Origin of the sequence: Nocardioides sp. Iso805N, assembly GCF_000364605.1 — a bacterium.
In the GTDB taxonomy this organism is placed as follows: Bacteria; Actinomycetota; Actinomycetes; order Propionibacteriales; family Nocardioidaceae; genus Nocardioides.
In genome coordinates, this window is the sequence record NZ_KB822581.1 from 126,956 (window position 1) to 149,158 (window position 22,203).

Below are 22,203 nucleotides of genomic sequence, written 5' to 3' on the forward strand. Positions count from 1 at the left end.
TCTCGTCACATGCCGGAAGCCTCGCCTCTCACCCCGGTCAGCCCCGACGACCACTGCCAGCGGATCCTCGACGCGATCGAGCCGATGGCGGCGTTCCCGCAGCCGCTGATGGACGCCCTCGGACTCGTCTGCGCCGAGGAGGTGCATGCGAGCGTCTCGCTGCCGAGCTTCGACAACTCCGCGATGGACGGCTACGCCGTCCGGTTCGACGACGTCGCCGACGCCAGCCCCGAGGGGCCGCTGGAGCTTCCCGTCGTCGGCGAGATCGGCGCAGGTACGGCGCGGGTGCACGCGCTGGCCCCTGGCACCGCGGTCAAGATCATGACCGGGGCGCCGGTGCCGACCGGCGCCGACACGATCGTGCCCTACGAGGCGACCGACCGCGGCGTGGGCCAGGTGCTGATCCGGCGGGCTCCGCGCGAGGAGGGCCAGCACGTGCGCCGCGCCGGCGAGGACGTGGCAGAGGGCGACCTGGTCATCGAGCACGGCACCGTCCTCGATGCCCGCCACATCGGTCTGCTGGCCGCCGTCGGCAGCGCCACCGTGGCCGTCCGGCCGCGGCCCCGCGTGGTGGTCATCTCGACCGGCTCCGAGCTGCGCGAGCCCGGGCAGCCGCTGGGCCACGACTCGATCTACGACAGCAACTCCTACCTGCTTGCCGCCGCCGCGCGCGAGGCCGGCGCGATCGCCTTCCGGGTCGGGATCGTGCCCGACGAGCCGCAGGCATTCCGGACGGCGCTGCACGACCAGCTCGTCCGGGCGGACCTGGTGATCACCTCCGGCGGGGTCAGCCAGGGCGACTACGACGTGGTCAAGGAGGCGCTGACCCCCGACGGCGTCTGGTTCGGCCCGGTGGCGATGCAGCCGGGCAAGCCGCAGGGCTTCGGACTGGTCGGCGAGGACCGGGTGCCGATCTTCTGCCTGCCGGGCAACCCGGTCTCCTCCTTCGTCTCCTTCGAGGTCTTCGTCCGCCCCGCACTGCGCCGGCTGATGGGTCAGGAGCCCTACCGTCGCCCCGTCCTCAGGGCCCGCCTCGCCGAGCCGATGGGCTCGCCCGCGGGGCGGCGGCAGTACATGCGCGGTCGGTACGACGACGGCGTGGTCACGCCCGTCGGCAGCCCGGCGTCACACATGCTGGGCAGCCTGGCCAGCTCGAACTGCCTCCTCGTCGTACCCGAGGCCGTCACGTCGCTGCCTGCCGGCGCGGAGGTCGACGTGCTCCTGATCGAGCACGGCCACGAGACGGGGCAGCGTTGATGGCCGACCGGCTGACCCACGTGGACGAGAGCGGCGCGGCCCGGATGGTCGACGTCACCGGCAAGGGCGTGACCGCGCGGGTCGCGACCGCATCGGGCCGGGTGCTGGTCTCGGCCGAGGTGGTGGCGTTGCTGCGCGGCGAGGGGGTGCCCAAGGGCGATGCGCTGGCGGTCGCCAGGATCGCCGGGATCATGGGAGCCAAGCGCACGCCCGACCTGGTCCCGCTGTGCCACCCGCTGGCACTCTCCGGCGTCACGGTCGACCTGACGGTCGTCGACGATCCTTCGACAGGCTCAGGACGAGGCGCGGTCCAGATCAGTGCGACCGTGCGCACCGCCGACCGCACCGGTGTGGAGATGGAGGCGCTCACCGCGGTCTCCGTCGCCGCGCTGACGATCGTGGACATGGTCAAGGCGGTCGACAAGGCGGCCGTGATCACCGACATCCGCGTCGAGGCCAAGAGTGGCGGCAACTCGGGGGACTGGGTTCGCGAGGACGGCGCCCGGTGAGCGCGAAGGCCGGCCCCGACCCCGCCGGTCTCGGCCGTGTCGCATACGGCGGCGGGGTCGTGGTGGCCTCCAACCGGGCGGCCGCGGGGGTCTACGAGGACGCCACCGGGCCGCTGCTCGCGGACTTCCTCGACGAGCTCGGGTTCGCCGTCGGAGCGCCCGTCGTCGTACCTGATGGCGAGCCCGTGGGGGAGGCGATCGCCGCCTTCGTCGCGGCCGGCGCGCGGGTCGTGCTCACGACAGGTGGCACCGGGCTCACACCGACCGACCTGACGCCCGAGGCGACCCGGCCGCTGCTCGACCGGGAGATCCCCGGGATCGCTGAGGCGATCCGGGCCGCTGGGGTCGCCAAGGGCGTCCCGACGGCGATGCTCTCCCGTGGCCTCGCCGGCCTGGCCGGCACCTGCCTGGTGATCAACCTGCCGGGCTCGCGGGGCGGCGTGAAGGACGCGATCGAGGTGCTGCGGCCCGTGCTGGAGCACGCGGTGGAGCAGTCCGTCGGGAGCGACCACTGATGGCCTTCGGCGGCGCGGTCTGGGGAGCGGACCGCGCTTGGCCGGCGACGCTGCACACGCGCTTGCCCGACGGCGGCGACCTGACCGTGCGTGCACTCTCGCGCCGCGACAGCCGAGCCTGGTACGACGCTCGGCGGCGGTCGGCGGCCTGGCTGCACCCGTGGGACGCCACCGTCCCGCCCGGCGGCGACGCGCGGCCGACCACCTTCCCGGCCCTCGTACGCCGCCTGCACCGGGCCGCTCGGGCGGGCTCGACGTACCCGTTCGCGATCGAGCTGGACGGCCGCTTCGCCGGCCAGATCACCGTCAACAACATCGTGCGGGGCTCGGCGCAGTTCGCCTCCATCGGCTACTGGATCGACCGGGAGCAGGCGGGCCGCGGTGCGGTGCCGCGGGCGGTGGCACTGGTGATCGACCACTGCTTCGCCGCGGCGGGGTTGCACCGGATCGAGATCTGCATCCGGCCGGAGAACTCCAACTCGTTGCGCGTGGTCGAGAAGCTCGGCATCCGCGAGATCGGGTACGCGCCGCGGTTCCTGCACATCGACGGCGCCTGGCGCGACCACCGGATCTATGCGATCACCGCGGAGGAGTGCCCCGAGGGACTGCTGACCCGGTTGCAGGCTGAGGAGCACTGAAATCACAGAAGTCACAGGAGTGGTTTTGCGACACACCTGTAGACATGCGCCCCATGCTGCGCTAGCGCTCCTAACCTTCGAGGTGTGAGCGCATTGATCTTCGTAGCCGTCGCCGTGGCGTGGGCTGTCTACCTCGTTCCCAAGGCGCTCGAGCACCATGACGAGAGTCTGCGCAACCGGACGGTCTCGACCTTCTCGCACACCATGCGGGTGCTGGCGCGGCGTGAGCCGGTCAGTGACCGTGCGACGCGGCTGGTCCCGAACGCACCCGCCCCGGCCGCCGGTCGTGCCTCGGTGCCCGCCGAGACTGCCGCTGCTGGGGCACCTGCCGCGCCTGTCGAACCGGCGCCGGCCCAGGCTGCGCCGACTCAGGCTGCGCCGACTCAGGCTGCGCCGAGCAGGCGCCCGCAGCGTGGTCGCGCCGCCGCTGCGCGCCGCCGCAACGTCCTCGCCGTACTCGTGCTGGCCAACGCCGGCGTCGCCGCTGCCGCAGGCTTCGGCGTCATCGCCTGGGCCTGGCTAGGCGTCCCGGCGGGTCTGCTGGTCGCCTGGCTGGTCGCCTGCCGGCTGATGGTCCGCCGCGAGCGGTCCGTACGCCGGACGGCGCCGCTGCGCCCGACAGCGGCTCCGGTCGTCGTTGAGGAGTCCCCGGCGTCCGCAGCGGCCGTACCCGTCGCGGACAGCGGCCTCGAGGCAGCTGTCGAGGGCGTCGTCCAGATCGACGACGACACCAGCAGCATTCCCGCCGTCGCGGGCAGCTGGGACCCGGTCGACGTACCCCTGCCGACCTATGTCTCCAAGCCGCCTGCTGCGCGCCGTACGGTGCACACCATCGACCTGGACTCCACCGGCGTGTGGAGCTCGGGCCGCAGCGAGTCCGACAGCGCGCTGGCCCGCGAGGCCGACGCCGCTCGACGTGATGCCGGTGGCAATCAGGGCGAGCGCCGCGCGGCGGGCTCCTGAGACCCTGATTTCCGGCCCGGCCGAGGCTGGTGCTAAGTTTCATCTCGCGTCGGCGACGACGCACTGGGGCTGTGGCGCAGTTGGTAGCGCGTCTCGTTCGCAATGAGAAGGCCAGGGGTTCGAATCCCCTCAGCTCCACCATCTGATCTCTCCGGAGATGTTGATAGACCCGGGCCCCTTGGGGCCCGGGTCTTCTGGTTCGGTGCGCTGCCTCGAGGTGTCCGGCGGCCGGTGCCGAGACTATGGGCGCAGGCTGACACCGCTGTCAGGGTCAGCCGGTCGACTCCCTGACGACCACGCGCATGACGTCCTCGTCGCCGCCTTCGAGGAAGCGCGTCGTGCTCGCCTCGCGCGGACGTGCCGGATCGCCATCGAGGATGTCGGAGAGTGCATCCGCGTAGAGCAGTGCGATCGCGCTGACATCGAACTCGATCGAGGACAGGGGCGGTTCCATCGAGCCGTTGATGGCCATCTCGTCAACCCCGATCACGGCGAGATCCTCGGGGCACCGCAGGCCTGCTCGACGGATGCCCGCGAGCACGGTGATCGCCACCTCGTCGTTGTAGGAAGCGACAGCTGTGATTCCCGCGCCAACCAGGCTGCGGACCTTCTCCTGGGCGCCGTGGGCAGTGAGGTCGAACCGCTCGTAGACCGGCTCTTCAAGTCCGTGCTGTGCACAGGCGTCGACGACACCTCGACGTCGCATCCTCGCCACCGCCTCCAGGCCTGGCTCGGTCGTGTCGGCATAAGCGATCCTGGCGTGGCCACGGCTGACGAGATGCTCAACCTGGAGCCACCCCGACCGGTCGTTGCCTGGCCCGGCTTGGTCGCCGTCCGGAAGCAGGGACACAACGGGAATCCCGTGCTCCTGGAGCCAGTCGGTGGTGTCGGCGTCCAGTCCGAACATGCTGAACACGACGCGGGGCCGCAGGTCCTGAGCCACGTCGATGACGGGTCTGCTGGTCGGCCCCTGGAAGTGGGCGATGAGGGTGACGCCGCGCTCCGCGGCGCGGGCGGTCAGCTGGCTGCTGACCACGAGAGACAGCTCGCCGAGGTGGACGCTCGGCACCACGAACATCGCGATCCTCGAGGCGCCGGCGGCGAGGCTCTGGGCTGCGCGGTTGGGTCGATACCCGAGCTCTTCGGCCGCTCGTCGGACCGCCTCACGGGTCTTGTCCGAGATCTTCTGCGTGGTCACACCGTTCAGCACATAGCTGACGGTCGCGCGTGAGACGTTCGCGCGGCGGGCCACGTCGGCGCTCGTCGGCAAGGTCGCGGGACCCGCTTCGCGGTCGTCGGAGGGGTTGACAGGGCGAGCGTCCATGAACGTATCGTACCGACTGATGCGTGTAAGTGACGCGCGTAAGTCGCCAGAACGGAACTTTCATGGCCGAGTCGTCAGTGACTGCCATCGCGAGCCGTGCCGAAACCGCCGGCCTCGCGGACTCCCTCGCGTCCGCCGAGGTCGCCAACGGCGCGGGCGCGGCCCTCAAGGGGTACGTCCCTGCGCTTGCCGCAGTGAACTTCGGAATCTATCTCGCCTTGTTGACGCCGATCATGGTGTCGTTGGCCTTCAAGGTCCAACACATCTCGGCGACGTCTGACGCGGCCACCCGTTCTCTGGGTTTGGTCATGGGTGTTGGTTCGGTCTTCGCGCTCCTGGCCAATCCGCTCGCGGGTCGCCTCTCGGACCGCACGACGTCTCGCTGGGGCATGCGCCGCCCGTGGATCCTCGGCGGCTCGATCGTTGGCGCCGGTGGTCTTGCCTTGATGGGAGTCGCACAGTCCGTGTGGGTCCTGCTGGCGGCCTGGTGCCTGGTCTCGGTCGCGATGAACGCCGTGCTTGCCGCCGCGAACGCGACGTTGCCCGACCAGGTGCCCGCCGCCAGCCGAGGGAAGGTGTCCGGGGTCGTCGGCATCACCACGCCGCTTGGCATCCTGGCCGGCACCTTCCTGGTGAAGATCCTCTCCGACGACGTCGCGCGCTTCGTCGTCCCCGGTGTCATCGGTACGGCGTTGGCGGTGCTGTTCGTGCTGGTCCTGAAGGATCGCTGTCTGGAGAACAAGCCTGAGCAGCGCTTCACGGCCCGCGAGTTCTTCGGCTCGTTCGTGTTCAACCCGGTCACGCACCGCGACTTCGGGTGGACGTGGCTGACGAAGTTCTGCGTCGTGTTCGGATACGCCGGCGTCGCCACGTTCCTGCCCTTCTACCTGACTGAGAAGTTCGGCCTCGCCGAGAAGGCCGCGATCTCGACGATTCTTCTGGCGAATGTCGCATCGGTGCTGGCGATGATGGTCTCTGGCCCGATCGGCGGAATCCTGTCCGACAGGATCGCCAAGCGTCGCCCGTTCGTCGCGATTGCGGGAGCCATCATGGTCGTCGGGCTCGTTTTGCTTGCCTTCGCACCCAGCATCGCCGCCGTCATCGTGGCCCAGGCCATCATCGGCCTCGGCGCAGGTTCCTTCTTCTCCGTCGATCTTGCCCTTGCCACCGAGGTGCTGCCCAACCCGCAGAACATCGCGAAGGACCTCGGCGTGCTGAACATCGCCAATGCACTGCCCCAGGCGATCGCCCCCGCGATGGCGCCGGCGATCATCGCGTTCGGCTCGACCACGGCGCTCGGCGGGTACACCACCTGGTATCTGTTCGGCGCGCTCGTCGCCCTCGCCGGTTCCGTCCTCGTCTACCGCATCAAGGGCGTCAAGTGAACGCCAACGGCCCGACGCTCACCCTCGATCACGACAGGAAACCAAGAGCATGAGCACGAACACCCCGTGGACCGCCGCGGACAAGGCGCCCCTTCAGCGCGCCGATGACCTGCTCCAGCGGATGACCCTCGAGGAGAAGGTCATGCAGCTGTCCGCGACGATCCCCATCCCCTTGCTCGGGGCCGACGGACTGCTCGAGTCACAGGCGGCCAAGCTGCTCGGCTCGGGGATCGGGCACGTCTCGGCGATCGGGCTGTTCGGGCACAAGGAGCCGGCGACCATCGCCCGGACGGTGAACGCGATCCAGAGGTTCCTCGTCGAGCGCACCCGCCTCGGCATCCCGGCCATCTTCCACAACGAGGCTCTCAACGGCGTCCTCGCACCGGAATTCACCGTCTTCCCGACGGCGATCGGCCTGGCCGCCACCTGGAATCCTGAGACTGTCGGGGAGATGGCAGACCTCATCCGCCGGCAGATGCGAAGCGTCGGGCTCCTCCAGGCACTCGCGCCCGTCATGGACGTCGCCCGCGACGCGCGGTGGGGCCGGGTCCACGAGACCTACGGCGAGGATCCCTACCTGGTCTCCGCGCTGAGCGTGGCATTCACCAAGGGGCTGCAGGGAGACGATCTGCGAGACGGCGTCATCGCTACGGCGAAGCACTTCCTGGGCTACGCGATGTCCGAAGGGGGCCAGAACATGGCAGCGACCCAGGCCACTGCCCGGGAGCTGCGCGAGGTGCACGCACGTCCCTTCGCTGCCGCAATCGAGCTCGCCGGGCTCGCTTCGGTCATGAACTCCTACTCCGAAGTCGACGGGATCCCCGTGGGGGCGTCGAAGGAGATCCTGACGGGGCTTCTTCGCGGTGAGCTGGGCTTCGAGGGCACGGTGGTCTCGGACTACCAGACCGTCGCGATGCTGCACTCGCGTCAGAACGTCGCGCGTGACCTCGCCGAGGCCGGTGCACTCGCCCTTTCAGCCGGGCTGGACGTCGAGTTGCCCGCCGTCGTGGGCTACGGACCCACCCTCGCCGACCAGGTGCGCGCCGGCGCAGTCGCCGAGGAGGATCTCGACGCCGCGGTGAGGCGAGTGCTGCGCGACAAGTTCGCCCTCGGACTCTTCGAGCGTCCCTACGTCGATGAGGACCCGATCGTTCTGACGGCGACCGCCCGCCAGGGCGTCGACCTCGCCCGTCGGCTGGCAGGTGAGTCGGTGACCCTGCTCAAGAACGAGGGATCGATCCTGCCGCTGTCCCCGCGCCTTCGACGGATCGCGATCGTGGGACCGCACGCTGACGAGGTCGGATTCGCGTTCCCCGGCTACACCTACCCGGTCGGTCTGGCGATGTTGGGGGCCATGATGGGTGGCGGCGACGGCGCGATGGCCGGTCTTGACGCGCTAGGTGGCGAGATGCCGGCCGAGGCGGCAGCAGCGGTCGGTGCAGAGTTCGCCGGGGCGCTCACGGTCTCGTCCGAGGACTACATCCGGCAGCGCTACGGCGCGGTCAGCCTCGCAGATGCGATCCGGGATCTGGTGCCGGACGCCCAGGTCACCCTCGCGCGTGGCTGCGGTGTGCTCGACTCGGAGCCGCACGATCTCGACGAGGCGGTGGCAGCGGCCGCCGACGCTGACGTCGTGATCACTGCGGTCGGGGGTCGCGGTGGCTGGTTCTTCGGTGCGACCACGGAGGGCGAGGGCTCGGACTCCGCCGACATCGAGCTGCCTCGCATCCAGCGCGATCTGCTGGCTGCCGTCGCAGCGACGGGCACGCCCGTCGTCGGCGTACTGTCCACCGGGCGTCCGATGGCGATCGCGGAGTCCCTCCCATCGCTGACTGCTCTGGCGCACGCCTACTACGGCGGCCAGCAGGGAACCCGTGCGGTCGCGGACGCACTGTTCGGCATCACGAACCCCGGCGGAAAGCTGCCCTACAGCATGCCCAGGCACACCGGACAGGTTCCGATCTATGCGGGTCAGCACCACGGCAGCGGCTACCGTCGCACGGCCTCCGACATGCACAAGGGCTATCGCGACATGCCTGGGACACCGCTGTTCGCGTTCGGACACGGCCTGAGCTACACGTCCTTCGAATACAGCGGCGCGACGCTGAGCTCGAGCACCGTCGAGAGCACCGGTTCCGTCGAGATCAGCGTCACCGTGAAGAACACCGGGACCATGGGTGGTGACGAGGTTGTGCAGCTGTACGTCGGCGACACCGCGACCGGGCTCACCCGACCCGCCCAGGAGCTCGTCGGATTCCGCAGGATCAGTCTCGCGCCCGGAGCCGCCCGGACCGTCACCTTCACGGTGCGGATGGACCAGCTCTGCTACCTCGGACTCGACCGGACCAGTTACATCATCGAGCCGGGACCCATCGACGTACTCGTCGGCTCCAGCTCCGACGACATCCGCGCCCGGGCGAGGTTCGAGGTCGTCGGTCCCACGATCCAACTCGGTCGAGCACGTTCCTACCTGTCGGAGTCGCGGGTCGAGTGAATCGCACGGGCTCGTCTGATCAGTAGCGGCGGTCCGGCGGAAGCGACGCGTGTCAGGGCTCCCTGAGACCGGCCCATGGCCACCTGGCACCCTGTGCTCATGTACTTCGTGGGGGTCGATCTCGCCTGGGGCGAGCGCAGACCGACCGGACTGGCCGTGCTGGACCCTGAGGGACGGCTGGTGCACGTGTCCCAGGCGACCGACGACGACGACATCGTCGAGAAGCTGACGCCGTACGTCGGGGGCGAGTGCCTGGTCGCCGTCGACGCACCCCTGATCGTCAAGAACGCGACCGGCAACCGGCCCGCCGAGGCGCTGCTCAACGCCGACTTCGCGCGCTTCGATGCCGGCGCCCACCCGGTGAACACGAGCAAGCCCGAGCTGAGCGAGCAGCCGCGCGGAGCGCGCATCGCCAGCCGGCTCGGGCTGGACATCAACCCGCGGTCGCGCCGGGCCCGCCGGGCGATCGAGGTCTATCCGCACCCGGCGATGGTCGCGCTGTTCCGGTTGGGTCGGACGCTGAAGTACAAGAACAAGCCCGGGCGCGACTTCGCGCAGCTGCGCACCGAGCTGATGCTGCTGATGGATCTGCTGGAGTCGCGCGCCAGCGCCGAGCCGCCACTGATCCTCGAGGGACCCGCAGCCGACCAGGCAGGCGCGCGCTCGTGGCGGGCGCTGTCGACCGCTGTCAGGGCGGCTGAGCGCAAGAGCGAGCTGCGGGTCGTCGAGGACCAGGTCGACGCCGTGGTGTGCGCCTACGTCGGGCTGTTCGCGACGCGCCGACCCGAGCAGACCACGACGTACGGCGACGTCGAGACCGGCTACATCGTCACGCCCGTGTTGCCGGAGGACCTGACGCCCACGCCGCGTCGGCGAGCGGCGTCGATGACCGACCCGGACGTCGCGGTCCGCGAGTATGCCCGGACCCAGCCGGAGCGGCAGCGGGCGACAGAGCAGTTCGTACGGCTGGTGACCGCGATCCTCGACGACGCGGGCATCAACTACCTCACGGTGACCGGTCGGGCGAAGTCGGTCTCCTCCTTCGCCATCAAGGCCGCGCGCACCGTCGACGGGCGACGGATCTACCGCAAGCCGCTCGAGGACATCACCGACCAGATCGGGATCCGGGTCATCACGTACGTGCAGAGCGACGTACAGGCTGTAGTCGACCTGCTCGGTGACGAGGTCATGGTCCACGACGATCGGGACATGGGGCAGGAGACAGCCGACGAGGGCCGCTTCGGCTATGCCAGCCGGCACCTGCTCGTCGGGATCGACCCCGCGTCGGAGGCGCCGGCGGACTACGACCTGCTGCCCACCCGCCAGGCCCAGGTCCAGATCCGGACCGTGCTGCAGCACGCCTGGGCGGAGTTCGAGCACGACATCCGCTACAAGGGCACGATCCCCCCCGAGCACGTCTCCGAGTTCGACCGCCGGTTCACCCTCGCGGCCGGCCTGCTCGAGCTCGCCGACCGGGAGTTCACCACGATCCGGGACCGGCTCCGCGTCGGGCTCACCGGAGCGCCGCTGGAGGAGGTGAACGACGACCCGCGGATCAGCCCGCGCGAGCTGGCGGCGTTCCTGGCCGGGCAGTATGCCGACGCCGGCTGGTCGCGCATCGACCACTACGCCTGGATCGCCAGCCTCATCCTGGAGCTGGGGATCGTCTCCCTGACCGAGCTCGCCGCCAGGCTGCGGTCGGTGGACGAGGAGACCCTCGAGCAGCGGATGGCCTACCGCTATCCGCCAGGGGCGGTGCGCCGGCTCGACGACGCGCTCCTGTGGGCGTACGGCGACGCCTACGTCGACCTCGGCGGCAACGCGCACCGCGCTGATTCCCTGCGCGAGCGGCTCGCGAAGATGCGCGCCGACGGCTGATCGCGCTCACCCACGCTGGTCCCGGCGACCGCTGGTGCGGCGTACGTTGATCCGGCCGTGGTCCGGCGTGGGCGCGGGACGCTCGATCCCGTCCACCAGGGTCAGCAGGCGCATCGTCGCCTCCCATGCCAGCGCCTCGGGCAGCAGGTCGACGGCGGAGATCGCGGGCGTGGCGGCGCGGAGCGACTCGGCGTCGGAGCCGCAGACCAGCTGCACGTGGGGGAGCAGGCCGCGCTCGCGCAGCAGCGCCAGGGCGCCGAGCGCGTGCTCGGCGGTGAGCGCGTAGATCGCATCGACCGTACCGTCGCTGCTGAGCAGCTCGGCCGCCTCCCGGCCCCCGGCCTCGTCCGAACGCTCGGGCTGGCGTACGACGAGCGGCTCATGGCCGAGCCGGACGGCCCACGCGCGGTAGGCGGCCTCGGTGTCGAGGTTCCATGCGTTCTCATCCGTGCCCACGATGACGGCGACGCGCTTCGCGCCGCCGTCGGCGAGGTGGTCGAGGACACGGTCGGTGATCAGCTCGGTGGCGATGTCGACGACCGTGTCGGGCCGCTCGCGCGCCGGGTCACGGCCCACCGATAGGTGCGGGATGCCGTGCCGCTCCAGGGTGGTCAGCAGGTGGTCGTTGCTTGTCGGCTCGGTGACCAGGAAGCCGTCGCAGGCGAAGGCCACCATCGGTGCGTCCTCCTCGGAGGGATCCGGGACGAACATCAGGCCGTAGCCCTGGTCGACGGCGGCGAGCGCCGCCGCCCCGGCGAAGCGCAGGAAGTAGTCCACGCCCAACACGGCGTGGGGGCCGAAGTCGATGACGGAGCGCTCCACGAGCGCGATCACGCCGAGCCGGCTGCTGCGCAGGCCGCGGGCCAGCGCATCGGGACGGTAGCCGAGCGCGTCGGCGGCCGCGCGGACGCGCTGCTGAGTGGCGGTGGCGACCGTGCCGTTCCCGCTGAAGGTGTGCGAGACCGTCGTCGAGGAGACGCCGGCACGGCGGGCCACGTCCTGGATGGTCGCGCGACGTGGTGTGGGTCGATCCGAGGCCATGTGCGCAGACTAGCCATTGCCCAAATCGATTTGGGTTCCTACGCTCCCCAATCATCCGAGTCAGGGGTGCTCTGGATCACACAGATCCGCGCCACGTCCTTAGGGGAGAACCACATGTCCGCACCCACGCCGCCGGCAGAGTCCGCGGCTTCCTCGGCGTCGCCGATCCCACCCGGTGCCACACCGGCCTCGTCGCCGGCCGGGGCCGACGGGTCGCTGCGGGTGGAGTCGCACGGCATCGACGTCATCCCCGACAGCGAGCGTCACGGCCGCGCCCGCGAGCTGTTCGCGGTCTGGGCCGCGCCCAACGTCAACTTCCTCGGCTTCATCGTGGGCACCGTCCTGATCCTGATGGGACTGAGCCTCGTGCAGGCGCTCGCCGTGGTCGTGGTGGGCTCGCTGTTCACCATCTTCGCCGCTGTCATCGCGGCGACCGGGCCGGTGGCGGGGACGCCCAGCGAGGTGATCACCCGGGCGATGTACGGCGTGCGCGGCAACCGGGTCAACGTCGCGGTGGCGGGCTGGCTGATCTCGGTCTGCTACCTCGCCCTCAACTGGGCGGCGGCCGCGCTGGTCGCCTACAGCCTGCTGGGGCGTGCCGGCGTGGACGTGACCACGCCGGTGAAGGTGGTGGTGATCGTGCTGATCGCGGCGGCGACGCTGGCGATCAGCGTCTACGGCCACGGCTTCATCATGCGGTTCTACCAGCTGCTCGCCCTGCTCCTCACGATCGTCTTCGCGGTGATGGCCGCCTTCGTCATCGGCCATGCGGACTGGGGCTATGCACCGTCCGCGGGGCTGCACGGGAGCGACCTGTGGGCCGCCCTGACCGCCGGCACCGCGCTGGTCGCCTCGGGGCCGCTGTCCTACACCAACAGTGCCGACTTCACCCGCTACCTGCCCCGGCGTACGCCGATGCGCGCCATCGTCGGCTGGACCTTCGTCGGATCGTTCGTTCCCGGCACCGTGATCACCTCCGTCGGCGTGCTGGCCGCGACGGCCGTGGACGCCAGCGACCCCCAGGCCGCCGCCGAGAGCCTGCTGCCCGACTGGTTCACCCCGGTGTTCCTGGTCGCGGTGATCGTGGGCACGGTGGCCAACAACGCGATGACGGCGTACAGCTCGGGCCTCGCGCTGCAGTCGATCGGTCTGCGGTTGCGGCGCTCGCGCAGCGTCCTCCTCGACGGCACCCTCGGCACCGCCATCACGCTCTACGCGATGCTCGTCTCGAACTTCCTGGACAGCGTCTCCAACCTGATGCAGCTCGTCGTCACGGTGCTCGCGCCGGTCATGTCCGTCTACGTCTCCGACATGTGGTGGCGCCGCAACAGGTACGACGGCGTGGCGCTGAGCGACGAGAGCGTGACCAGCCCGTACTGGTTCACCGGCGGCTTCAACCTGGCCGGCGCCGCCGCGGTGCTGCTCGGGTTCGCGGTCTCGCTGATGTGCTCGTCCACGCCGATCTACACCGGCCCGATCTCCTCCGCCCTGGGCGGCATCGACCTGTCCCTGCCGACCGGGCTCCTCGTGCCCGCGGCGATCTACCTGACCCTCACCCGCCGGTACCGCCCGGTTGCCCCCTCGGGCAATCCCTCGGCCCTCACCGACGCCGCCTTCGAAGGAGCCCGATGAACACCCCGCTCACGACGTCGCTCACGACCGAGCGGGTCACGCTGCACACCGCGCGACTGGTCCACACGCTCGACGACCGCACACCCCGCGCCAGCGGCGTCCTGGTCGGCCAGGGTCGCATCCTGGCCGTCGGCGAAGCGGCGGACCTCCGCCCACGGGCCGGCCGGGTCATCGACCACGGCGAGGCCGTCATCACCCCTGGCCTGGTCGACGGTCACACCCATCCGGTCCACGGCCTGGACGGCACCATCGGCGTGGAGCTCACCGGAGCACGGACGCTTTCCGACGTACGGGAGGCGCTCGCAGCGGCCGAGGCGGAGCTGGCGCCGGGCCAGTGGCTGCGCGGGTGGGGCCTGAACCCGGTTGTCTTCGCCGGCGCGACACCGTCGGCAGCGGCCCTCGGGCTGGGGGAGCGGCCCGCCTACATCTCGATGTACGACGCCCACTCCGCCCTCGTCTCGCCCGAGGCGCTGCGGCGGGCGGGCATCGACGGACCTCGCGACTTCACCTCGGTCTCGCGCATCGACTGCGACGCCGACGGCAGGCCGACCGGCTACCTGTTGGAGTCGGAGGCCGCGGAGCTGGTCCGGACGCTACTGCCCTCGCCGAGCGCCGAGGAGTACGCCGAGCGCTTCGACGCACTGCTGCGCGGGATGGCCGGTGCCGGTCTGACCGGCATGCACGCGATGGACTTCGATCACCCCTCCGAGGACCTGGTGCGCTGCGTCGAGGAGACCGGCGACCTGCGGATGCGCATCGGCTTCAACCCCTGGCTGATGCCTGGTCATGACGTGCGCAGCGTCCTGGACGTCCAGGGGCGGCGCGGTCGCCGGTGGCGGGTCGAGGGGGTGAAGCTGTTCGTCGACGGGACGATCGACGGTGGCACCGCCTGGCTGGAGTACGCCGATGCTCACGGGGAGAGCGTCGACCCGCTCTGGCGCGACGTCGCGGCCTTCCGGGACGCCCTCACCACGCTCCACCGTGCTGGGGTGAACTGCGCGGTGCACGCCATCGGGGACCGAGGCGTGCGGGAGACGCTGCTGATCTTCGCCGAGCTCCGCGCCACCTACGGACCGCTGGCCCGACACCGCATCGAGCACATCGAGACCCTCCCCGAGGAGCACGTCGAGCTTTTCGGCAGCCGGGTGGCGGCGGCGAGCATGCAGCCGCTGCACTGCACCTTCTTCAACCGTGCCGATCGCTCGGACAACTGGTCGCAGCGGCTCGGCGATCACCGCGTCGACGACGGGTTCCCCTGGGCGCAGCTGCGTGATGTCGGGGCCGTGGTGGCCCTCGGCACCGACTGGCCGATCGCGCCGTACGACCCGCGGTGGACGATGGCGGACGCGCAGTTGCGCCGCCACTTCGACGGCGAGCTGTCTCCGCTGGCGGGCAAGCCCCTGACCGCGCTGCAGGCGCTGGAGGGCTACACCACGCACGCCGCGTTGGCCTCGGGGGAGGAGTCCCACCGCGGTCGGCTCGCCCCCGGTTACGACGCCGACCTCACGGTCTGGTCCGAGGATCCGCTGGCGGTCGCGCCCGAGGAGCTGGCCGTGCTGCCGGTCGTCGGCACGGTGCTGGACGGCGAGGTGGTCGCCTAAGCGGCGGCGCGGCGCCTGGTCACCCAACCGGCGACCAGGCGCCAGCCGAGCATCGTCAGGCTGAGGAAGATGATGGCCACGATCAGGAAGCCGATCGCGATGCCGCGACCGCTGATCAGCCGCAGCACCATCCCCAGCACGTACGTCGCCGCCAGCACGGCGATGCCGGCCGGCCGGACCTGCCGCGGGTCCCACCCGCGACGCGCGACGTACGCCCAGCCGAGCAGGCAGGCCAGCGCGAACGGCCAGGCGATCCGGGCGATGACCCACCACGTCGAGGACTCGTCGTGGGCCGACTTGCCACCGGCAGCGAACGCGACGACGCAGACGAGGTCGGCCACCAGGGCCCACCAGACGGTACGGGAGTACATCAGATCCACCTCTGGAACCAGATTCGGTTGAGCCACTGGGCGTGGGTGAGCAGGCCGTCGGTGTAGATGGGCCAGAAGTAGGCGAAGTTCACCAGCACCAGCAGGAAGAACGCGCCCGAGACGATCACGCCGACGGTGCGCTGTGGTGTGGACACCCTCGCGGTGCCGATCATCCGGCCCATGCACAGCACGATGGCCAGGACGATGAAAGGCAGCATCGAGATCGCGTAGTAGCTGAAGATCGGTCGGTGGGCGTAGTGCAGCCACGGCAGCCAGGTCGACAGTGCGCCGACGATGGCGATGCCGAAGCGCCAGTCCCGTGCGCCGACCCACAGGATCCCGGCGGCGATCAGCGCGATCGCGCCGCCCCACCACAGCACGGGGGTGCCGAGCAGCAGCACCTGGCGCAGGCACGTGTCGCCCTCGGGCGCCGTACACGTCTGGCCGCCGTTGGTGGCGCCGGGCTGGATGCCGTTGTCGGCGGCGACCCCGACCGGCCGGTTGAGCAGCGGCCAGCCCGCCGGCTGCGAGGCATAGGGATGGGTGGCGCACTGCAGGAAGTTGGTGTGGAAGGTGTAGACGTCCTGGTGGTAGTACCAGAGCGAGTGCAGTGCCTGCTTCACCCCGGCCAGACCGTGCTGCAGCGGCTCCTCGGCGGTCGACCACTTCGCGCTCGTGTCGGGATCGTCCGAGACGTAGGTGGTCTTGTCGCAGTGTCCCTTGCCGGTGTACTGGGTGTACTGCGTCGAGGAGAGCGACTGCTCGTAGACGTGGTGGTGGATCAGCCAGCCGGTCCAGGAGGTCACGTAGACGATCCCCGCGATCACCACGAGGTGGACGAACGCCGTCAGGCCGTCGGCCGGGAGGGCCTTCAGGCGCGCATAGGAGATGCCGAACATGCGGCGCGCGCCGGCGCACCAGGCCACGTAGAGCAGCGAGAAGCAGGCCAGCGGGTAGGCGGCATCCCACTTCGTGCCCAGCGCCAGGCCCCAGGTGATGCCCGCGGCCAGCAACCAGGGGCGGAAGAGCAGGCGCCGTACGGGGCCGAACGCGCGCGCGTTCGCCTGGTGGTCGAGCACATCCTGCTCGGAGACCAGCCGCGCCAGCTTGGCGCGGTACCAGTCGCGGTCCATCACCATGAAGTGCACCGCGAGCAGGATGAAGAACGCGCCGAAGATGTCGAGCAGGGCCAGCCGGGAGAGCACGAACTGCAGGCCGTCGAAGCACATCAGCAGACCGGCGACGGCGCCGAGCAGGGTGGAGCCGGTCAGGCGGCGTACGAGCCGGATCAGCACCAGGATCATCAGGGCGCCGATCACCGCGGAGGCGATCCGCCAGCCGAACGGGGCCATCCCGAACGCCTTCTCGCCCAGCGCGATCAGCCACTTGCCGATCTCGGGATGGACGATCATCTCGGCGCCGTCGGGGCTGAACACCTTCGACGGGTCGGTGGTGCCCGCCAGGATCAGCTTGTCCGCGTCGGTGACGGCGTTGCGGGCGTAGCCGTAGTGCAGCAGCGACCACGCGTCCTTGGCGTAGTAGGTCTCGTCGAAGGCGAAGACGTGAGGTGTGCCCAGGTGCCAGATCCGCAGCAGGAACGACATCACCGTGATGCCGATCGAGATGACCCAGCTGATCACCGGGTCCTCGTCGGACATCCGCGCCGCCGCCCGGCGCCAGGCCGACGGCACCGGCCGGCCGAGCGCGGTCCGGCTCAGCGTGATGCGCCGGGGCGTCGCGTCCGGTCGGGGTTCGCGCGAGGGCGCGGAGGCAGGCGGCGCGGTCGTCACGATCGTGAACTCTACGATGGGGCCGTGTCCTCCGGAGATGGTCCAGGCGTGTTGGTGCTGGCAGCGACCCCGATCGGCCGCGTCTCGGACGCGCCACCGCGTCTCGCCGAGGAGCTCGCCGGGGCCGACGTGATCGCCGCGGAGGACACCCGCCGCCTCAAGCGGCTCACCACCGAGCTCGGCGTGACGGTCTCGGCCCGGGTGATCTCCTACTTCGAGGGCAACGAGACCGGACGTACGCCGCAGCTCCTCGAGGCGCTGCTCGGCGGCGACCGGGTGCTGCTGGTCACCGACGCGGGCATGCCCTCAGTCTCCGACCCGGGCTATCGACTGGTCGCTGCGTGCGTGGAGGCCGGCGTGCACGTGACGGCCGTGCCCGGGCCCTCCGCCGTACTGACGGCTCTTGCGGTCAGCGGGCTGCCGGTCGACCGGTTCTGCTTCGAGGGCTTCCTGCCCCGCAAGAGCGGCGAGCGCTCGCGCCGGCTGGCCTCGTTGGCTGCCGAGGAGCGGACGATGGTCTTCTTCGAGGCGCCCCACCGCACCTTGGCCGCGTTGGAGGCGATGCGCGATGCGCTCGGCGAGGACCGGCCGGCAGCGGTGTGCCGCGAGCTGACCAAGACCCACGAGGAAGTACGCCGCGGCCCGCTCGGCGAGCTGGTCGCGTGGGCCCAGGAGGGCATCCGGGGCGAGGTCACGATCGTCGTCCAGGGTGCCGTGGCAGGAGCCGCTACGGTGGCGGGTGACGCCGACAGCCTGCGGGCCGCGGTGGCCGAGGAGGAAGCCGGCGGGTCGACCCGCAAGGAGGCGATCGCCGAGGTCGCCAAGCGGGCAGGGCTGCCCAAGCGTCAGGTCTACGACGTGGTGCACAAACAGGCTGGTCACACCCGAGAGGACTCCTGATGACTGCCAATCCGGAGCGGATCACGCAGTTCGAGCGGAGCGGCCTGGTCTTCGACGTCAGCGACGGCGGCCCACTGGAGGGCCCGGTCGTGGTGCTGCTCCACGGCTTCCCGGAGCGCAACACGTGCTGGCGTGACGTCGCGCCGCTGCTGCACGCACACGGTCTGCGCACGCTCGCGCCCGACCAGCGCGGCTACTCCCCGGGCGCACGGCCGCCCCGCCGCCGCGACTACGTGCTGCCCGAGCTCGCGGCCGATGTCGCTGCGTTGATCGAGCTGGCGCAGCACCAGAGCGACGGGTCGCCGGTCCATCTCGTCGGTCACGACTGGGGGGCCGTGGTCGGCTGGCACCTCGCCGCCAAGCATCCGGACCTGGTCGCGACGTACACCGCCTTCTCGGTCCCTCACCTGCAGGCCTACGCCCGCGCCCTGCGCGGACGGCAGGCGCTCAAGTCCTGGTACATGGCGATGTTCAACATCCCGTTCCTGCCCGAGAAGCTCGCGGACCTCGGCGTGCTGGCCAAGACGCTGCGCTCCACCGGGATGACCCGGGGCGACGTGGCGCGCTTCCAGACCGAGATCGTCGAGTACGGTGCCCTGCCCGGCGGGCTCGGCTACTACCGGGCGCTGCCGCTCTCGCTCGGCGGCCTGCGCGAGGACCTGACCGTGCGGCTGCCCACGACCATGGTGTGGAGCAGCGGCGACACCGCGATCGACCGCAAGGGGCCCGAGGAGACCGCGAAGTACTGCACCGGGCCCTATGAGTTCGTCGAACTGGTCGGTGTCTCGCACTGGATCCCGACGCAGGCGCCGCAGGAGGCCGCGGAGGCGATCCTGGCCAGGATCGGGGACGCGTGAGCTTTCCGCCCTTGCCTGAGCCGCTGCCGGCTCCGGTCGTTGACAACCACTGCCACTTCGACATCGTCCGAGGCGACGACGAGCTGTCCGTGAGCGACGGGCTGGCCAAGGCGGCGTCGGTCGGCGTGACCAGGATCGTGCAGATCGGCTGCGACCTGCCCTCGGCGCGGTTCGCCGAGGAGGCATCCCGGGAGTGGGCGAACGTCATCGGTGGGGCAGCGCTGCACCCCAACGACGCGCCCCTGCAGCCGGATCTGGAGGCAGCACTGGCCGAGATCGAGCGGCTGGTGACGGCGCACCCGAAGATGCGGGTGGTGGGGGAGACCGGGCTGGACTTCTTCCGCACCGGCGAGGAGGGCCGCGCGCTGCAGACCGAGTCCTTCCGCCGGCACATCGACATCGCCAAGCGGCACGCGAAGACCCTGCAGATCCACGACCGGGACGCGCACGAGGCCGTGCTCGCCGTGGTCGACGAGGAGGGTGCGCCGGAGCGCTGGGTGATGCACTGCTTCTCCGGCGATGCCGCCTTCGCCCGGCAGTGCCTGGACAGGGGCGCCTACCTGTCCTTCTCCGGCACCGTCACCTTCAAGAACGCCGGCTACCTGCGCGAGGCACTCGCGATCGCCCCGCGCGACCGCATCCTGGTCGAGACCGACGCGCCGTTCCTGACGCCGCACCCGCATCGCGGCGCGACCAATGCGGCGTACATGGTCCCAACCACGATGCGGGTGATGGCCGAGGTGCTGGACGAGGACCTCGAGGCGCTGTGCATGACCGTCGACGAGAACACCGACCGGGCGTACGGCGGCTCGTGGTGATCGTCGGCCAGCTCAGCTGCGGATGATCGTGTAGGGCGGCCGGGTCGCCTCCTCGAACGATCGTTCGCGCTCCGAGGGTGTCTTCTCCGCGCTGGACGTTTGTTCGGCGACGGCGGGCACCGTCGGTGTGCCGGACGATCGTTCGACGACGGCGGGCACCGTCGGTGTGCCGGACGATCGTTCGACGGTCGGAGGGAGCACGCCCACGCCGAACATCTGTGCGGCGCCGTGCAGCACCAGCGCACAGAGCGCCTCGAAGTCGCGGCGAGCGAGGTCGCGGTCCGGATGGCGCCGGGTGTCCCACAGCGCCACCGCGACCGCATGCAACGCGGTCACGGTGCGGTCGTCGATCGGCCTGGGGTGGTCGCGCTCGGCCCAGGATCGGATCGGCGTGTAGCGCTGCACCCAGGCGGCCAGCCGCTCGCGCTCGAAGCGGATCACCTCGTCGAGTACCGCCGCGACCTGGGCGTCGGATCGCGCCAACTCCTCGAACGCGAGCCGGAGGCGGGCGAGGTCGGCACCGTCCTCGTCGGGGATCGGATGCTCCTGGAGCTGCCAGTGCCAGCGGACGCCGAGCGCCAGCAGCGCCCGGCGGTGGAGCTCGGCCTTGCTGCCGAACCAGGCCAGGAGCGTCGAGGGGCTTCGCATCGCGGTCCTGGCGATCTCCCGCAGGCTCGGGCTGTCCAGCCCGTGCCCGGACACGGCTGTGCCGAGGGCGACGCGCGCATCCTCGCCTTCGAAATCGCGCAGCAGGGAGAAGTCCATGGCCTCGACGCTAGGCGCGGCATAGCTCGCCGGCCAGGGCGAGGAGGGCGCCTGTGGACAATGGAGGCGGTCTGGGGCTGCTGTGACGGCTGAGGCGAATTTTCGAGACACTTGTCACGTTTTCCGGCCAAATGGGTGCCGGCAAGTTGAGTTTCGCCCCGATCCTTGTTGCCCTGGGTCGCTGACGGCCGGGATCGGAGACGTGATTTCGCCGCCAGCGTCCGAGGCTCCGTGCGGAGATCTTGCCCTCCCGGAGTCTCTCGGGAATGGGGTGCTGGCACCGAGGCCCGGAGAGCTCGAACATCGGAGAATCGTGCAGTTCAGCACGCTCACCCAGCGCTTCAACACTCGTAGGAACCTCATTCTTCTCGCCGCTGTCGGCGCCTTCGCCGTGGCTGGCACGACCGCCGGCTATGCCGCCCTGGACCACGACGTCACCCTCACCGTCGACGGCAAGACCAAGCACGTCGACACGATGTCCTCGACCGTCGCCGGCGTCCTCAAGGCGCAGCACGTCACCGTCGGACCGCACGACGTGGTCGCTCCCGGGCTGACAGAGAAGGTCGGCGACGGCAGCGAGATCGACGTCCGGTACGGCAAGCCGTTCAGCCTCGACGTCGACGGCCAGAAGCAGACCTACTGGGTCACCTCGAACACCGTGGACGAGGCTCTCGGCGAGATCGGACGCGACTACCGCGCCGCCGCCCTGTCCACCAGTCGCGGCGCCAGCATCGGCCGCGCCGGCCTGGCACTCGAGGTCACCACCCCGAAGAAGATCACCGTGCAGCTCGCGGGCGCCAAGCCCGAGGTGCGCACCGTCGCCGCCGGCACCGTCGGGGAGGCGTTGACCGAGCTCGGTTACGACCCGCACGGCCGCGACGTCGTACACCCTGCCGTCGGTCGACCGCTCGAGGACGGCGACCGGGTCGTCTTCACCGACTTCACCACCAAGACGAAGTCGGTTGACGACGAGGCCGTCGCCGCTCCGACGATCGAGCACAAGGACGCCTCGCTGCCCCAGGGCACCCGGAAGGTCACCAAGCCCGGCGTGGCCGGCAAGCGCGACGTGGTCTACCGGCTGGTCTTCCGCAACGGTGACCTGGTCAAGAAGCGCGTCGTCTCGCAGAGCGTGCTGAAGCAGCCGACTCCCGAGGTGATCACCGTCGGTACCAAGGCCCCGGTCACCGCCAACTACGCCGGTGGCAGCACCGTCTGGGACCGGATCGCGCAGTGCGAGTCGGGCGGCAACTGGGCCGCCAACACCGGCAACGGCTACTACGGTGGTCTGCAGTTCAACCTCGGGACGTGGCACGCCAACGGCGGCACCGGCCTGCCCTCGCAGGCCTCGCGCAGCGAGCAGATCGCGATCGCGACCAAGGTCCGCGACGCCTCCGGCGGGTACGGCGCCTGGCCGGTGTGCGGCCGCCAGGCCTAGTGGCTCGGCGGGCGACAGGCTCTGCGGACC

General features: G+C 70.5%; 19 protein-coding genes and 1 tRNA gene. 15 read left to right on the top strand and 5 right to left on the bottom strand.

Annotated elements, in window-relative coordinates:
• The first annotated feature begins 9 nt into the window (after positions 1–9).
• The 6 genes from glp (at position 10) to H036_RS0115910 (ending at position 4,023) form a co-directional block, all read left to right on the top strand.
• Complete coding sequence (gene glp, locus H036_RS0115885; protein ID WP_017935792.1) at positions 10–1,257, top strand: molybdotransferase-like divisome protein Glp; 1,248 nt, start codon at positions 10–12, stop codon at positions 1,255–1,257.
• Complete coding sequence (moaC, locus tag H036_RS0115890) at positions 1,257–1,766, top strand: cyclic pyranopterin monophosphate synthase MoaC (RefSeq protein ID WP_017935793.1); 510 nt, start codon at positions 1,257–1,259, stop codon at positions 1,764–1,766. Before glp ends, moaC begins: the two co-directional genes overlap by 1 nt.
• On the top strand, positions 1,763–2,281 hold the full coding sequence (locus H036_RS0115895; RefSeq protein WP_017935794.1) for a MogA/MoaB family molybdenum cofactor biosynthesis protein: 519 nt from the start codon (positions 1,763–1,765) through the stop codon (positions 2,279–2,281). Before moaC ends, H036_RS0115895 begins: the two co-directional genes overlap by 4 nt.
• Positions 2,281–2,919 carry a GNAT family N-acetyltransferase gene (locus H036_RS0115900; RefSeq protein WP_017935795.1) on the top strand — a complete coding sequence of 213 codons (639 nt, stop codon included), beginning with the start codon at positions 2,281–2,283 and terminating at the stop codon, positions 2,917–2,919. The genes H036_RS0115895 and H036_RS0115900 overlap by 1 nt, the downstream gene beginning before the upstream one ends.
• 84 nt (positions 2,920–3,003) lie before the next feature.
• On the top strand, positions 3,004–3,882 hold the full coding sequence (gene sepX, locus H036_RS0115905; protein ID WP_157417466.1) for a divisome protein SepX/GlpR: 879 nt from the start codon (positions 3,004–3,006) through the stop codon (positions 3,880–3,882).
• 65 nt (positions 3,883–3,947) lie between these two features.
• Positions 3,948–4,023: transfer RNA gene (locus H036_RS0115910), tRNA-Ala, on the top strand.
• A 130-nt stretch (positions 4,024–4,153) separates the two neighbouring features.
• On the opposite strand, the gene H036_RS0115915 is transcribed toward H036_RS0115910, so the two are convergent.
• Positions 4,154–5,206, bottom strand: a complete 1,053-nt coding sequence (locus tag H036_RS0115915) for a LacI family DNA-binding transcriptional regulator (protein ID WP_017935796.1) — start codon at positions 5,204–5,206, stop codon at positions 4,154–4,156.
• Between the two features lie 62 nt (positions 5,207–5,268).
• Here H036_RS0115915 and H036_RS0115920 point away from each other — a divergent pair, with 62 nt between their 5' ends.
• From H036_RS0115920 to H036_RS0115930, 3 genes are all read left to right on the top strand, one after another.
• On the top strand, positions 5,269–6,591 hold the full coding sequence (locus tag H036_RS0115920; RefSeq protein WP_017935797.1) for an MFS transporter: 1,323 nt from the start codon (positions 5,269–5,271) through the stop codon (positions 6,589–6,591).
• A 49-nt stretch (positions 6,592–6,640) separates the two neighbouring features.
• On the top strand, positions 6,641–9,085 hold the full coding sequence (locus tag H036_RS0115925; RefSeq protein WP_017935798.1) for a glycoside hydrolase family 3 N-terminal domain-containing protein: 2,445 nt from the start codon (positions 6,641–6,643) through the stop codon (positions 9,083–9,085).
• A 99-nt stretch (positions 9,086–9,184) separates the two neighbouring features.
• Positions 9,185–10,963, top strand: a complete 1,779-nt coding sequence (locus H036_RS0115930; protein ID WP_026146103.1) for a DUF429 domain-containing protein — start codon at positions 9,185–9,187, stop codon at positions 10,961–10,963.
• A 6-nt stretch (positions 10,964–10,969) separates the two neighbouring features.
• On the opposite strand, the gene H036_RS0115935 is transcribed toward H036_RS0115930, so the two are convergent.
• On the bottom strand, positions 10,970–12,004 hold the full coding sequence (locus H036_RS0115935) for a LacI family DNA-binding transcriptional regulator (RefSeq protein ID WP_017935800.1): 1,035 nt from the start codon (positions 12,002–12,004) through the stop codon (positions 10,970–10,972).
• A 114-nt stretch (positions 12,005–12,118) separates the two neighbouring features.
• Between H036_RS0115935 and H036_RS0115940 the strand changes: the two genes are divergently transcribed.
• Positions 12,119–13,636, top strand: a complete 1,518-nt coding sequence (locus H036_RS0115940) for a purine-cytosine permease family protein (protein ID WP_017935801.1) — start codon at positions 12,119–12,121, stop codon at positions 13,634–13,636.
• Complete coding sequence (locus tag H036_RS0115945) at positions 13,633–15,237, top strand: amidohydrolase (protein ID WP_017935802.1); 1,605 nt, start codon at positions 13,633–13,635, stop codon at positions 15,235–15,237. The genes H036_RS0115940 and H036_RS0115945 overlap by 4 nt, the downstream gene beginning before the upstream one ends.
• Here the strand turns inward: H036_RS0115945 and H036_RS0115950 are convergent.
• Positions 15,234–15,608, bottom strand: coding sequence for a DUF3054 domain-containing protein (locus H036_RS0115950; protein WP_017935803.1), 375 nt, complete (start codon positions 15,606–15,608; stop codon positions 15,234–15,236). The genes H036_RS0115945 and H036_RS0115950 overlap by 4 nt on opposite strands.
• A complete protein-coding gene (locus H036_RS0115955; protein ID WP_017935804.1) occupies positions 15,608–17,398 on the bottom strand; it encodes a dolichyl-phosphate-mannose--protein mannosyltransferase in 1,791 nt (596 codons plus the stop codon). The genes H036_RS0115950 and H036_RS0115955 overlap by 1 nt, the downstream gene beginning before the upstream one ends.
• Before the next feature lie 24 nt (positions 17,399–17,422).
• Here H036_RS0115955 and rsmI point away from each other — a divergent pair, with 24 nt between their 5' ends.
• The 3 genes from rsmI to H036_RS0115970 are packed head-to-tail and all read left to right on the top strand — an operon-like array spanning position 17,423 to position 19,973.
• On the top strand, positions 17,423–18,298 hold the full coding sequence (gene rsmI, locus H036_RS0115960) for a 16S rRNA (cytidine(1402)-2'-O)-methyltransferase (RefSeq protein ID WP_036488699.1): 876 nt from the start codon (positions 17,423–17,425) through the stop codon (positions 18,296–18,298).
• A complete protein-coding gene (locus H036_RS0115965) occupies positions 18,298–19,155 on the top strand; it encodes an alpha/beta fold hydrolase (protein ID WP_017935806.1) in 858 nt (285 codons plus the stop codon). Before rsmI ends, H036_RS0115965 begins: the two co-directional genes overlap by 1 nt.
• Positions 19,152–19,973 (top strand): TatD family hydrolase, encoded by an 822-nt coding sequence (locus tag H036_RS0115970; RefSeq protein WP_026146105.1) that lies wholly within the window; start codon positions 19,152–19,154, stop codon positions 19,971–19,973. The genes H036_RS0115965 and H036_RS0115970 overlap by 4 nt, the downstream gene beginning before the upstream one ends.
• A gap of 12 nt (positions 19,974–19,985) precedes the next feature.
• On the opposite strand, the gene H036_RS0115975 is transcribed toward H036_RS0115970, so the two are convergent.
• Complete coding sequence (locus tag H036_RS0115975) at positions 19,986–20,738, bottom strand: TetR/AcrR family transcriptional regulator (RefSeq protein WP_017935808.1); 753 nt, start codon at positions 20,736–20,738, stop codon at positions 19,986–19,988.
• Between the two features lie 313 nt (positions 20,739–21,051).
• On the opposite strand from H036_RS0115975, the gene H036_RS26095 reads away from it, so the two are divergent.
• Complete coding sequence (locus H036_RS26095) at positions 21,052–22,173, top strand: resuscitation-promoting factor (RefSeq protein WP_017935809.1); 1,122 nt, start codon at positions 21,052–21,054, stop codon at positions 22,171–22,173.
• The last annotated feature ends 30 nt before the right edge of the window (positions 22,174–22,203 follow it).